General features: G+C 62.8%; 13 protein-coding genes. 5 read left to right on the top strand and 8 right to left on the bottom strand.

Annotation, left to right across the window (positions count from 1 at the left end):
• The 3 genes from JNK99_RS06805 to JNK99_RS06795 form a co-directional block, all read right to left on the bottom strand.
• Positions 1-2,162: PAS domain S-box protein (locus JNK99_RS06805; protein WP_291850533.1), on the bottom strand; the 2,162-nt coding region annotated here is incomplete at its 3' end.
• A 480-nt stretch (positions 2,163-2,642) separates the two neighbouring features.
• Positions 2,643-3,566 (bottom strand): arginase, encoded by a 924-nt coding sequence (gene rocF, locus JNK99_RS06800; RefSeq protein ID WP_291850530.1) that lies wholly within the window; start codon positions 3,564-3,566, stop codon positions 2,643-2,645.
• Positions 3,567-3,596: 30 nt separating this feature from the next.
• On the bottom strand, positions 3,597-4,703 hold the full coding sequence (locus tag JNK99_RS06795; RefSeq protein WP_291850527.1) for an ornithine cyclodeaminase: 1,107 nt from the start codon (positions 4,701-4,703) through the stop codon (positions 3,597-3,599).
• 134 nt (positions 4,704-4,837) lie between these two features.
• On the opposite strand from JNK99_RS06795, the gene JNK99_RS06790 reads away from it, so the two are divergent.
• Entirely contained in the window at positions 4,838-5,260 is a 423-nt protein-coding gene (locus JNK99_RS06790; RefSeq protein WP_291850524.1) for an Lrp/AsnC family transcriptional regulator, read from the top strand.
• A gap of 104 nt (positions 5,261-5,364) precedes the next feature.
• Here JNK99_RS06790 and JNK99_RS06785 read toward each other — a convergent pair whose 3' ends face one another.
• The 5 genes from JNK99_RS06785 to JNK99_RS06765 form a co-directional block, all read right to left on the bottom strand.
• On the bottom strand, positions 5,365-6,147 hold the full coding sequence (locus tag JNK99_RS06785) for an ATP-binding cassette domain-containing protein (RefSeq protein WP_291850521.1): 783 nt from the start codon (positions 6,145-6,147) through the stop codon (positions 5,365-5,367).
• A gap of 14 nt (positions 6,148-6,161) precedes the next feature.
• Positions 6,162-6,893 carry an ABC transporter permease gene (locus JNK99_RS06780; protein ID WP_291850519.1) on the bottom strand — a complete coding sequence of 244 codons (732 nt, stop codon included), beginning with the start codon at positions 6,891-6,893 and terminating at the stop codon, positions 6,162-6,164.
• 15 nt (positions 6,894-6,908) lie between these two features.
• Complete coding sequence (locus JNK99_RS06775) at positions 6,909-7,601, bottom strand: ABC transporter permease (protein WP_291850516.1); 693 nt, start codon at positions 7,599-7,601, stop codon at positions 6,909-6,911.
• 214 nt (positions 7,602-7,815) lie between these two features.
• Positions 7,816-8,607 (bottom strand): ABC transporter substrate-binding protein, encoded by a 792-nt coding sequence (locus JNK99_RS06770; protein WP_291850513.1) that lies wholly within the window; start codon positions 8,605-8,607, stop codon positions 7,816-7,818.
• 27 nt (positions 8,608-8,634) lie between these two features.
• Positions 8,635-9,129, bottom strand: a complete 495-nt coding sequence (locus JNK99_RS06765) for a hypothetical protein (protein ID WP_291850510.1) — start codon at positions 9,127-9,129, stop codon at positions 8,635-8,637.
• A gap of 77 nt (positions 9,130-9,206) precedes the next feature.
• On the opposite strand from JNK99_RS06765, the gene JNK99_RS06760 reads away from it, so the two are divergent.
• From JNK99_RS06760 to JNK99_RS06745, 4 genes are all read left to right on the top strand, one after another.
• On the top strand, positions 9,207-9,452 hold the full coding sequence (locus JNK99_RS06760) for a cysteine rich repeat-containing protein (protein WP_291850508.1): 246 nt from the start codon (positions 9,207-9,209) through the stop codon (positions 9,450-9,452).
• A gap of 282 nt (positions 9,453-9,734) precedes the next feature.
• Positions 9,735-11,279 carry an efflux transporter outer membrane subunit gene (locus JNK99_RS06755; RefSeq protein ID WP_291850505.1) on the top strand — a complete coding sequence of 515 codons (1,545 nt, stop codon included), beginning with the start codon at positions 9,735-9,737 and terminating at the stop codon, positions 11,277-11,279.
• A gap of 36 nt (positions 11,280-11,315) precedes the next feature.
• Positions 11,316-12,500: an efflux RND transporter periplasmic adaptor subunit gene (locus JNK99_RS06750; RefSeq protein WP_291850502.1), complete on the top strand. Its 1,185-nt coding sequence runs from the start codon at positions 11,316-11,318 to the stop codon at positions 12,498-12,500.
• 17 nt (positions 12,501-12,517) lie between these two features.
• Positions 12,518-12,748: efflux RND transporter permease subunit (locus JNK99_RS06745; RefSeq protein ID WP_291850500.1), on the top strand; the 231-nt coding region annotated here is incomplete at its 3' end.

Here is a 12,748-nt window from a genome sequence, read left to right as displayed (position 1 = left end):
GCCTGCATGACCGGGTCGAAGAAACGCAGGGTATTGCGTCCCGACGCCTTGGCCTGGTACATGGCGAGGTCGGCCTGCTTGAGCAGTTCATCGACGCTTGCCCGATGACCGCGAAACAGCGTGACGCCGATGCTCGGGGTGCTATGGTGTTCGCAACCGGCAAGACGGTAGGGGTGGTTGAGCCGGGCAAGGATCTTTGTGCCAACGCTCTTGGCCTCCAGCGCGGCCGCGCGGGGATTCTTGCTCAAGGCTTCAAGCATGACGACGAACTCGTCGCCACCGAGGCGAGCCATGCTGTCGCTCTCGCGAACGCAACCGGCCAGGCGTTGGGCAACCTGGCGCAACAACAGGTCGCCCATGTCATGGCCCAGGGTGTCGTTGAGCATCTTGAAGTTGTCCAGGTCGATGAACAGGAGCGCACCATGTTGCCGGTTGTGTTCGCTGGTGGCGGTGGCCCGTTGCAGCCGATCCAGCAGGAGACGCCGGTTGGGCAGTCCGGTGAGCGTGTCGTAGAAGGCCAGATGTGCAATCTCGTCGGCCGCCGCTTTGCGCTGGGTGATGTCGGTCAATGTGCTGACGTAGTGGCTGACCTCGCCGTCCGTCCCTTTCACTGCCGTGATGGTGATCCATGCGGGATGGATGTCGCCGTTCTTGCGCCGATTCCAGATTTCGCCGTGCCACGATCCCCTGCTTCGGATGCTCTCCCACATCGCGGCGAAGAAGGCCGTGTCGTGACGTTCCGAGCGCAGCAGGCGCGGCGTCTGACCGACTGCCTCGGCGGCCGAATATCCAGTGATTTCGGTAAAAGCGACGTTGACTCGCAGGATCACGGTCGCGGCATCGGTGACCATCATGCCTTCCTGCGCCTCGAAGGCGGCAGCGGCGACGCGCAACTGCTGTTCCGCCTGTTGGCGTTCGGTGATGTCGGTCAGGATGCAGTGCGTGCGCAGGAAGTTGCCGGCGTGGTCGCGCGCGATGCGGCCGTTGACCAGCACCCGTCGTTTGCTCCCGTCCGGCCGCACGAACTCGAACTCGGGGCCGTCGACGCGGCCGCGCTGCTTGAACTGTGGGAACTCGCGGCCAAGCGTTTCGCGTGAGGTCTCGGTGATGAATTCACCGATGAAATGCCCGAGCACCTCTTTCCTGCTTCGCCCGAGCAGAGTGAGCCAGGCCTGGTTCACCATCAGGATGTTGCCGGCGACATCAAGCGACTGATAAGGGAGCGGTGCCTCGTCGAACAGTTCGAACAAGCATTCCTCGCTCTCGCGTAGCGCCATTTCGGTTCTTCGGCGCACCAGTTCGCCGGCTGCGCGTGGCGCCACCAGCTTGAGCAGCGATTCCGCCAGGTGACGTTTGCGCAAGGGCTGGCGTCCAATGATCGCGATCAGGCCGATCGGTTTTCCGTCAAAATCCCACAGCGTGGTTCCGAGATAGCTTTCGGCTCCCATTGTCTGGAGCACTTCGTCACGCGGAAAAAGGTCGCGCACCTTTTCCGGGAAGCAACAGATCAGTTCGCCCACCACATCGCCGCAGGGAGTGTCTGCCAGCGCATAAGACACGTTGTCCTCGAACGCGCCATCCACGTAGACGGCTTGCGTGCGGGCGTGCAGCAGGTCGCCGTCGAGGCGGTCGATGCAGACGTAATCCATCTGCAGGCTTTGCGCGAGGTAGCGTGCCAGCGATTCGAAGAAGTCCTCGTCCGGGTGGCGGTTGCCACACTCCAGAAGGAACAGTCGAGCGGCCTCGATCTGCTGGTGCTCGCTGATGTCGCTCAGGGTGATACGTGTTGCCCGCTTCCCTGTTTCCGTGTCCGTACGCTGGCAACAGTTGACCAGGGACTGGAAAGCACTGCCGTCGCCGCGGGTCAGCATCAACTCGGCACCCTGGTCACTCTCCTCCCGGGCCAGACCCCCGAACAGTATCTGCCAGCGTTCGTGGTCTTCGCTGGCGACCAGAGTGGAGAAGCGCTGCCCTAGCAGTTCCCGGCGTTCCCGTCCCAGCAGGATGGTCGCAGTCAGGTTGGTCTCGGTGATCACGGCCTCATCGGCAAGGGTGAGATAGCCGACCGGCGCGAACTCATACAGGTCAAGGTAGCGGTTGCGGGATTCCTCGAGCGCGCGCTGCAACTCCGCATGCTGGATTGCCAGTTCAAGCTGGGGCACCGGGGGGGTGTGGACGCCCACTTGCGTGGACTGGGTGTCTGTTTCGGCCGCTGCTGCGCCGTCAGGTTGCGCTCCGGCAGCAGCCCGTAGCGGCGCATGGCGTCGTTTCTCCGTCCCCTCTGCTTGCCTGGCCAAGTGTCCTCCCATGCCAAACGAAGAACCTCCGCATACCCAGCGCCGTCAGTCGGAAGATGAACTCTCCTGCTCCAGCACGATACGCGCTTTTGGTGGGGAATCAAGGGGTAAGCATTGCGCGTCCGGTCGACCAGGGGGTGGACAATACCTTGACCGCCAGTACCGGTGTCGCCCGGCGCTCCCGCAGTGCGCTTGCTGGCCAAAGGCCTTTCCGGGGTCTGTGGCGGGCACCGTATTTGAATCGTCTACGTCGTCTGGCCGGCAGACGATGTTGGCAACGAGGTGGCAAGCGCTCGCGTGGGCTGCTCCTGCAGAGCGGTCATGGGAGTTCCCAGGCGTTGCGGCTTACTGGTGCATGCGCATCAGGGTGCTTTTCCCGAACAGGCTCTCCACGAGGTCTACCGCCAGTTCCGCCGTCATGTTCCGCAGATCGAGCGCCGGATTCAGTTCGACGATATCGAGCGAGCAGAGTCGCCCGGTATCGGCGATCATTTCCATGCACAGTTGCGCCTCACGATACGTTGGGCCACCCGGTATCGTGGTGCCCACCCCCGGTGCGATGTCCGGGTCGAGGAAGTCGACGTCCAGGCTGACGTGCAGATGGGTCTGCGGACCAACACCGGCCAGTGCCTGTTCCATGGTTGCGCGCATGCCGACCTCGTCGACGTAACGCATGTCGAAGACCTCGATCCCTATCCCGGCCAGGAAGCGTTTTTCACCTTCGTCGACGCTGCGGATGCCGATCTGGCGGATCTCGTGTGGTGCTATGGCCGGCATCATGCCGCCAATATGGGTCAAATCCGCCGGGCCATGGCCGCACAGGCAGGCCACCGGCATGCCATGGATGTTGCCGCTGGGGGTCAGTGTGGCGGTGTTGAAATCGGCGTGCGCGTCGAACCACAAAATCCGGAGCTGCTTGCCGGTTTCCCGGCAATGCCGCGCGACGGCGCTGATCGAACCGATCGCCAGACAGTGGTCGCCACCGAGCATGATCGGCAGGCGCCCGTCCCTGAGTTCGGCATGCAGCGCTACGTGCAGGCTGCGGTTCCACGCCACGACTTCGGGCATGTGGCGAAAGCCGTTGACTGCCGGCAGGTCGGGATTGGTCGGGCCGCTCAGATTGCCGCAATCCCTCACCTCGGCACCAAAGCGCGCGATCGCCTGGGTGATGCCGGCGACGCGCAGGGCTTCCGGCCCCATGCTGGCCCCGCGCCTTCCGGCGCCCACGTCGGTCGGGACACCGATGATGCTCACCGGAAGTGCGGTCATGACAATCTCCAGGCTGGTGATTCCCCCGGATCAGGCTGCCAGCGCTACTTCGGCGGGAACCGGTGTTTGCTCGCCACGATTCCCGCCGAGGAAGCCGAAGAGGTTCTTCGGGTTGGCCAGCGCCGGAATGAGCGAGATGGTTTCGGTCATTTTAAGCTCTGCTGCCACATCGCGCATATAGCGTAGCGCGGAGTAGTCTTCCAGCGCGAAACCGACCGAATCATAGATGGTGACCTGTTCGGGGCTGGTGCGACCGGTTGCCTGACCGGACAGGACCTGCCAGATCTCGGTGACGGGGAAGTCGGCAGGCATCTGCTGCATGTCGCCCTCGATACGCGACTGGGGCTCGAACTCGCAGAACACCGGACCCAGTCGCAGCACGTCGGCGTGCAGTTCGGTCTTGCCCGGGCAATCGCCGCCCACGCCATTGATGTGCATGCCGGGCTCGATCATCTCGGGTGTCAGGATGGTGGCGTTGGTCTTGTCGGCGGTTACGGTGGTGACGATGTGGCAGCCGGTGACCGCCTCGCGGGTGCTGTCGAAACGCCTGCTTCCGAGACCCAGGCGGTTCAGGTTGGCGACCAGCTTGTCGGTGGCCCCGGCATCGATGTCAAAGAGATGGAACATCTCGATGCCGAGCAGATGATGGAAGGCCAGCGCCTGAAATTCGCTCTGCGCGCCATTGCCGATCAGGGCCATGGTCTTGCTGCCGGGGCGGGCCAGCGCGCGCGCCGCGACAGCCGACATGGCGGCTGTGCGAATCGCCGTGGTGATCGTCAGTTCGCTGATCAGTTCCGGCGTGCCGGTTGCCACGTCGGCGAGAACCCCGAAGGCCATCACGGTAGGCAGGTTGTAGCGATAGTTGGATGGGTGACCGTTTACGTATTTGAAGGCATAGCTCCTGGCGTCGGACACGGGCATCAGTTCGATGACCCCGACCTCCGAATGATTGGCCATGCGGGGGCACTTGTCGAAGTCGGTCCAGCGCAGGAAGTCCTGTGTGATGTACGACGCGACACCGGCGAGGCATTCGGCGATGCCCTTCCGGTTGATGATCTCGGCGACGCGCTCGGCGCTCAGGTACCGGGTATTGACACGCCTGGCGGTGTCTTTGTGCAGCCTGGTGTGGTTCGACATGCTTGTCTCCTCTGTTTGAACGTTGCGACGGAGAAATATTGAAGCAAGTCGACGTCAAACAGAATCGCCAATTTTGTAGCAAATTGCCACTTGTTTTGTCACAATGCGCAGGTCGAACTGACGGAGTGAGCAAAATGGATGTGCTTGACCAACAGTTGATCGGCCTTCTTCGCATCGACGCCCGCCTGACTGTTGCCGCCCTGGCACACAAGCTCAAGGTGTCACGCGGCACCGTCACCAACCGTATTCGGGGGCTCGAAGATGACGGAGTGATCGTCGGTTACACCGTTCGGCTGCGGCCCGACGCGCAGCCGAACGAGATTCATGCCTGGATGAGTATCGCTGTCGAAGGCAACGAAACGCGCGCCGTCATCGCCAGTCTGCTCGGTGAACCCGGTGTCGCCGAGATTCACGATACCAATGGTCGTTGGGATCTGCTGGCCGGCCTGCGGGCGGCCCACCTGTCGGAACTTTCGTCGGTGCTGGAACGGGTTCGCCTGATCAAGGGGATCCAGAGTACCGAGACCAGCATTCACTTGCGGACTTATCGCGGCTGAGCCGTTTGCCGCCTGGTCGAGGATTGTTGGCGTGGTGCTTTGCCCGCCTCTGGCCCTGCCTCCTCACCTTGCCCTGCAGCCTGGAGTGCCCAAGCGGCGTTCGACTACTTGAGGTTGCCCGACAGGAACTGTTGCAGACGCTCGCTGTTCGGCCTGGTCAACACCTCTCTCGGGTTGCCTCGTTCTTCGACACGTCCCTGATGGACGAAAATCACGTGGTTCGAGACTTCGCGAGCGAAGCCCATTTCGTGGGTGACGACCAGCATGGTGCGGCCCTCTTCGGCAATCGAGCGCATCACCTTGAGGACTTCGCCCACCAGTTCCGGATCGAGCGCCGAGGTTGGCTCGTCAAATAACAGGGCCTCCGGTTCCATCGCCAACGCACGCGCGATCGCCACCCGCTGTTGTTGGCCGCCCGACATGTGCGCCGGGTAGGTGTCGCGGAATTTCCAGACGCCAACGCGCTCGAGATAGCGTTCGGCACGTTCCATGGCCTCCTTCCTTGACAGGCCAAGCACGTGGATCGGCGCTTCGATGACGTTCTGCAGCACGGTCATGTGGCCCCAGAGATTGAAGTGCTGGAAGACCATCGACAGGCGGGTGCGGATCTTCTGCAGTTGCCTGGGGTCGGCAACCTTGAGCGCGTCCTTGCTGCCGGGGAGCATTTTGACCTCTTCGCCGGCGACGATGATCTTGCCGGAAGTTGGTAGCTCAAGAAAATTAATGCAGCGCAGCCAGGTGCTCTTGCCCGAGCCGGACGAGCCGATGATGCTGATCACGTCGCCTGAACTGGCGGTCAGCGAAACGCCTTTCAGCACCTCGTTGTCGCCGTACTGCTTGTGCAGATCCTCGACGCGGAGGAGTTCGGTATTGGGCTTGAGAGTCATGGCAGCCTTTCCAATCAGTCTTTTTTGGCGCTGGCGCTGCGCGGTTGCAGGTGGGCGAGCCAATGGCTTTCAGCGAAGCGGAACAGGCCGACCAGCACGAAGGTTACGGCAAGGTAGAGCAGTCCGGCAAAGATGAAGGCTTCGAACGGTGCGTAATGACGCGAGTAGACGTTGCGCGCCGCGCCGGTCAGATCGACCAGGGTCACCGCACTGGCAATCGCCGAGCCTTGCAGCATCAGGATCACTTCGTTGCTCAAGGGTGGAATCGCCCGCCGCAATGCCGATGGCAGGACGATTCTGCACAGCGAGGTATAGCGCGTCATGCCCATTGCCTCGGCGGCTTCCACTTCGCCAAGCGGAATGTTGCGGATGGCGCCGGCAAACATCTCGAGCTGATAGGCGCAGGTGTTGAGGGTGAAGGCGAGCAATGCGCAGAAATAGGCATCGCGGAACAGCAACCAGAAGGAATTACCGGTTTCCCACTGCTGTTGTACCCATTCGCTCTGGCCGATGCCGTAGTAGATCAGCAGTAACTGCACCAGCATCGGTGTGCCGCGAAAAAAGTAGGTATAGGCGCTGACCGGCCGGCTCACCCAGGGGTTGCTCGACACCCGGGCGATCGACAGTGGAATGGCAAGGGCGAAGCCGATTGCCAGCGAGATGATGGTCAACTGCAAGGTCACCCACAATCCGCGCCAGAATTCGGGCAGGCTGCCGCTGATGACGTTCAGGTCAAACCAATCCATGAGCGGCTCCTTTTTTCAGACCTTCGCTTCGCGCACACCGACGTTGTAGCGGCGCTGCAGGCGTTGCAGAACGTGGTTCGAGACGGCGGTCATCGCCAGGTAGAGTACGCAAACGGCCATGTAGAAAGTGAAAGGCTGGTGAGTCGAGCGTCCAGCCTGATCGGCCAGCCAGGTCATGTCGGCCAGACCGATCATGGAAACGATGGCGGTGCTTTTCAGCAGGACCAGCCAGTTGTTGCCGATTCCCGGCAGGGCGTAGCGCAGCATCTGTGGAAACAGGATGCGCCAGAAAACCTGCCAGCCATTCATGCCATAGGCCCGGCCGGCTTCCATCTGGCCCGCCGGTACCGCTTGAAAGGCGCCGCGAAAGGTTTCTGTGAAGTAGGCGCCGAAAATGAATCCGATGGTCAGAACGCCGGCCGCAAAGGCGTTCAGTTCGATCATCTCCCATTCCAGATGGTCACTGATGGCATTGAGGATCACCTGGCCGCCGTAAAAAAACAGCAGCATCATCACCAGGTCGGGGACGCCGCGCACGACGGTGGTATAGAGCGCGGTCCACCAGCGAAGCGGTGCGATGCGCGACAATTTGCAGGCAGCGCCAAGCAGGCCGGAGGCAACCGCCAGGATCAGTGACAGGAGGGCCACCTGGAGTGTGATCCAGGCGCCGGCCAGCAAGCTGGGTGAGTACTCGATCAGTGCATCCATGGCTGACTTCTTCCTCGCGCTGCTCGTTAGCATGAACGTCGCGTCGGCGACTCACGAATGTCCTCCCGTGTGCTGGCGGGAGGGGCCGGTGGTCAATGAAACGTGCCGGGGCCTTGTCCAGTGGGGTCTCTGGAAAAGCCACGGACGTCTGCAACAACCGATGCCGCAGGCAACGCCGGTCGCCGCGGCGCCCGGCGCTTCGCAAGGTGAGGCTTTACTGGCCGTATATGTCCATCGGGAAGTACTTCTTGCGGATCTCGTCATACTTGCCGCTGGCACGCAGCGCGGCGAGCGCCTTGTTCAGTTGTGCCCTGAGATCCTGATCCTTCTTGCGTACGGCAATGCCGATGCCCTCGCCGATGACGGCACGCTCTTCGGCATTCTTGCCGTAAAGCTGCTCGCCGACGACGCCGTAGCCATTACCCTCGGACTTGGTCAGGAAACCGCCATAGGCTTCCCAGTAGTCGGCAAAGGTGGCGTCGACGCGGCCCGACTTGAGGTCCAGGTAGGCTTCATCCTGCTTGCCGTAGCGAACGATTTCCACACCTTTGCCATCCCAGTACTTGGTGGCGAAATTGTCGGAAACGGTGCCGCGCTGGACCGCGACCTTCTTGCCCTTCAGGCTGGCCAGCTCCGGTTTGAGCGGTGATCCATTCTTGGCGATCAGGACGACCGGCGAGGCGTAGTACTTGTTGGTGAAGTCGACCTTGGCTTTACGCTCCTCGGTGATCGACATCGAGGCGACGATGGCATCGAACTTGCGGGCCATCAGGGCCGGGATCATGCCGTCCCATTCCTGCTTCACCCAGGTGCATTTCGCCTTCATCTCGACACACAGTGCGTTGCCGATGTCGATGTCGAAGCCTTTCAATGCGCCATTGGCGCCTATTTCGTTGAACGGGGGATAAGCGCCTTCGGACGCCATGCGAATGTCGGTCCAGTCTTTTGCCCAGGCACCGGTCGACGAGAGCGCCAGAAGTGCCGACAGCAGCAGCATTTTTTTCATTTGAAACTCCTCCTTCAGGATGATCGATCAACCACCGTTAACCATGCGCCGGGTCGTGTGCCGCCCCAATTTTCGATACGTCAGGAAGGAACGGCGCTCATTCCCGCGGATGCGGAGCGAATGGTGACAAAAAAAGCCGAGCCTGTACAACGGTTTTGTTGCCAACGGCCGCAATTCATTCAGCGTGCGGCAATGACGAGTGCAATGAGTTGCGGAAGCGCCGAGCGACTTCCCGTTACGGCCGGTATGCCGGAAAGCAGCGAAGAGTCGTGCAGCCTGGGCGAGAAAAGCGGCGGCAGTCGATGTGGCAGGGTGCAGGGCGGGTCGATCGCCAGTGTCTGCATCGCTGTTCTGCCCGTCTTGATCGATGGCCGCCCATGTCGCCACCGACGCCCGAGCAGTGGTGCCGATCAGGCAGGGCTGATCAAACGTGAACAACGCCAGCACGCAACGGGCTGCCGGTCGAGTCGGGGCAATCTGTTTCCTGCGCTTGTCGTACACCGCAATTGACGGAATCACCATTCGCGACTACATTTTTGAATCGGTCGCATGTCCGGCGCGACCCGCTTCCCCAAAGTTGGCCATGCAGGAGCTTGCTGATGACTGCTCGTGTGGTAGTACTCTTCTCCCTCGTCTTGGCCGTCGTGCCGGCATTTGCCCAGAAATCGCAACAGGCAGCCGAAATCCAGGCACTGCGCACCTATTGCAAGGCCGACGTCGAGCGGCTTTGCCCAAAGGTGGAGCCGGGAGGCGGTCGACTCAAGGCCTGCCTGTCGAGACAGAAAGAAAAGATGACCGTAGGCTGCGCCCAGGCACTCCAGAAGTTGCAGCAATCAAGGCAATAGACGGGTCGGTCCGGGTGTTGGCCGATGTGTCGAAGAACCGGGTGGCCGCGCGCGAAGCGATCGATCCGATCGCAGTGGTCGCCACCAGCACGATCTTGTGCGGAAGCTTGCTGCAACGCAGTCGATCTGCTGGATCGACTGCGTTGCCACTTCCGGATTCCGGTTTTCCAGCATCGTCGATTTTCCCGTAGGGCATGGAAGATCGGAGAGCTGCGGCCTGGGTAGGGTTTGGGGTGTAGACACATGCCTCGGCATTTCTTGCAATGGCGCCCCAGGGCCTGGATGGTCTGGGCATTCGCGCTGCTCGCATCCGGCTGCATGATCGGTCCGGATTTCAAGCGCCCCCCGGTGCTGGTGGCCGAAGACTGGATGGAAACCGGCACGACGACGATCGATTCGGGTCGCGAGCAGTATCGCGAGTGGTGGTCGTCGCTCAACGATCCGCTGTTGTCGAGCCTGATCGAGACCGCCTACGAACGGAACCTGACCCTCCTGGCAGCCGGCCTCCGGGTTCTCGAGGCACGCGCGCAGCTCGGCGTCGCCATCGGCGAGTTCTATCCGCAACAGCAACAGGTGAACGCGTCGGCGAGCTACAACCGGCTCCCGTTCTCGGTGCCCTACACGGTCGTCGACAACACTTTCTGGCAGGCTGCGTTGGGCGCGCAGGCCGGCTGGGAGCTCGATCTCTGGGGAAAGGTGCGGCGCGGGATCGAGTCCGCCGGCAGCGCCTTTCTCGCCTCCGTCGCCGCCTACGACGACGTGCTGGTCACGCTCACCAGTGACGTGGCCAGCACCTACGTCAGGATCCGCACCATCGACGTTCAGTTGGCGATTGCCCGGGAGAACATCGTCCGCCAGCAACAGGCACTGGCGATCGCCAGCGCGCGGTTCGCCGGCGGTGTGGTGACCAGGCGCGACGTTTATCAGGCGGAGAACGTTCTCGGTGCGACCGAAGCAGCGATTCCCCAACTGAACATCGAACGAAGACGGGCGACGAACGCGCTCAGCGTTCTGCTCGGCATGCCTCCGGCGCCGCTCGACCGTCTGCTGGCGGGGGCGTCGGGAATCCCGGTCGCGCCCGCCACCCTGGCCGTGGGCATTCCCGCCGATCTCCTGCGGCGCCGGCCCGACATTCGCAAGGCCGAACTCCGGGCGGCAGCCCAGTCCGCCCAGATCGGGCTGGCCAAGGGCGACCTCCTGCCGGCTTTCTCGCTGCTCGGCACGATCGGCTCGGCGAGTTCCAGCATCGGTCAGGCGAGCCTCGGCGCCGGCAGCCTGAGCATCGTCGCCGGACCCGCGGTGCAGTGGAACATTCTCAACTACGGTCAGATCACCAACAACGTGCGGGTGCAGGACGCCAAGTTTCAGGAACTGCTCGTCGACTACCAGAACGCGGTGCTCAGGGCACAGCAGGAAGTCGAGAACGGGATCAGCGAGTTCGGCCAGTCGCGCGACGAGGCCGTCTTTCTGGAGAAGAGCGTCAAGGCAGCGACCGGCGCGCTGCAGATCGCGCTCCTGCAATACAAGGAGGGCACGGTGGACTTCACGACCGTGCTGAATGCCGAGGAGAACCTTTACAAGGCGCAGAACAGTCTGGCGATCGCGCAGGGCAACATCCCGCTCGGTCTGATCAAGGCGTATCGGGCCCTGGGGGGTGGCTGGGAAGTGCGGCGTGGTCGGGATTTCGTGCCCGCCGTGACACGCCAAGAGATGGCCGGGCGAACGGACTGGGGGACGCTGCTGACGCCCGACCTGCTGCGGCCGCAGGTGCCCGATCTGCCGGCGCCGGGGGATGTCGGACCGCTCGTCCGGCCGCCCGAATGGTGATCGGTCGAGCGTGCGGAGCGTGGGGGAAAACCGGAGATGGAGCGATCGACCTTGCGTCACGGCGGTAGGCAGCTCGCCACGCTGGTTGCCGTGGTGGTGAGCATGACGATTTGTGGTTGCCAGGGTGCGAAGGAGGCGGCGACCCCGCCGCCGCCGGCCGTCACCGTCGCCCGGCCTGTCTCCGAGAGCGTGGCGAACCACCTCGACTTTACCGGCAACACGGCAGCCACCCAGTCGGTTGCCGTCGTGGCGCGCGTCGAGGGTTATCTCGAGAAGATTCACTTTGCCGACGGCCAGCAGGTGAAAAAGGGTGACCTGCTGTTCACCATCCAGCAGGCTCAGTACAAGGCGCAGCTCAAGCAGGCGCAGGCACAGGTGGCGGTGGAGAAGGCGGCGCTTTGGCACGCCACGACGGAACTGCGGCGCTATGCGGGATTGGTCAGGCTGGACGCGGCGACCGAAACCCAGGTCGATCATTGGCGGACCGAGAAGGATCAGGCCGCGGCCAGACTGAGTGCCGCGCAGGCGCAGGTGGAGCTTGCGCAACTCAAGCTGAGCTACACGCTGGTCAGGGCGCCGATCAATGGACGAATCGGCCGGCATCTCGTCGATGCAGGCAACTTGGTCGGCGGTATCGGTCAGCCGACCTCGCTCGCCGAGATCGATCAGATCGACCCGATCTACGTCTATTTCAGCATCGACCAGCGCGAGCTGCTGCGCGTCATCGAGCGGCAGAAGGCCCTGCCTCCGGACCCGATCACGCGTGGCGTCGTTCCCGCGACCTTCGGCCTGCTCACCGAAGACGGCTATCCGCACCAGGGACACCTCGACTTCGCTTCTCTCGGCGTCGCCCCGACCACCGGCACCCTGCAGGTGCGCGGCATCTTCCCCAATCGCGGCGCCACCGTGTTTCCCGGCCTTTTCGCGCGGGTACGGATTTCCGCTCTCGAGAAGACCAATGCCCTGCTGGTCCCCGGCGATGCCGTGCGCTTCGACCAGCAGGGGGAATACGTCCTGGTGGTCAACGCCCGGAATATCGTCGAGCGTCGCGGCGTCAAGGTCGGCTTGCAGGTCGGCGAACGCCTGGTCGTCAGCGAAGGCCTGCAAGCGGACGACGCCGTGATCGTCGAGGGACTATTGCAGGCCGTCCCGGGTCGTCAGGTGAGCCCGCATCCTGCCGCAGGCAGCGAGCCCACGGCCCCGGCCAGACCCGGCAGTTGATCCGCCAGGAGGCAGGCATGTCCAGATTCTTCGTCGACCGGCCGATCCTCGCCAACGTCATCGCAATCATCACCACCGTCCTCGGACTGGTCTGCCTGCTCACCCTTCCCGTCGCCCAGTATCCGCAGATCGTCCCGCCGACGATCCAGGTCACGACCACCTATCCGGGCGCCAGCGCCGAGGTCGTGGCCACCACCGTCGGCATTCCGATCGAGCAGGCGGTCAACGGCGTCGAGAACTCCATCGCC

Source organism: Accumulibacter sp. (assembly GCF_016789985.1).
GTDB lineage: Bacteria > Pseudomonadota > Gammaproteobacteria > Burkholderiales > Rhodocyclaceae > Accumulibacter.
Note: the sequence above shows the minus strand (reverse complement) of the source record. Positions and strands in the feature narration are given on the sequence as shown.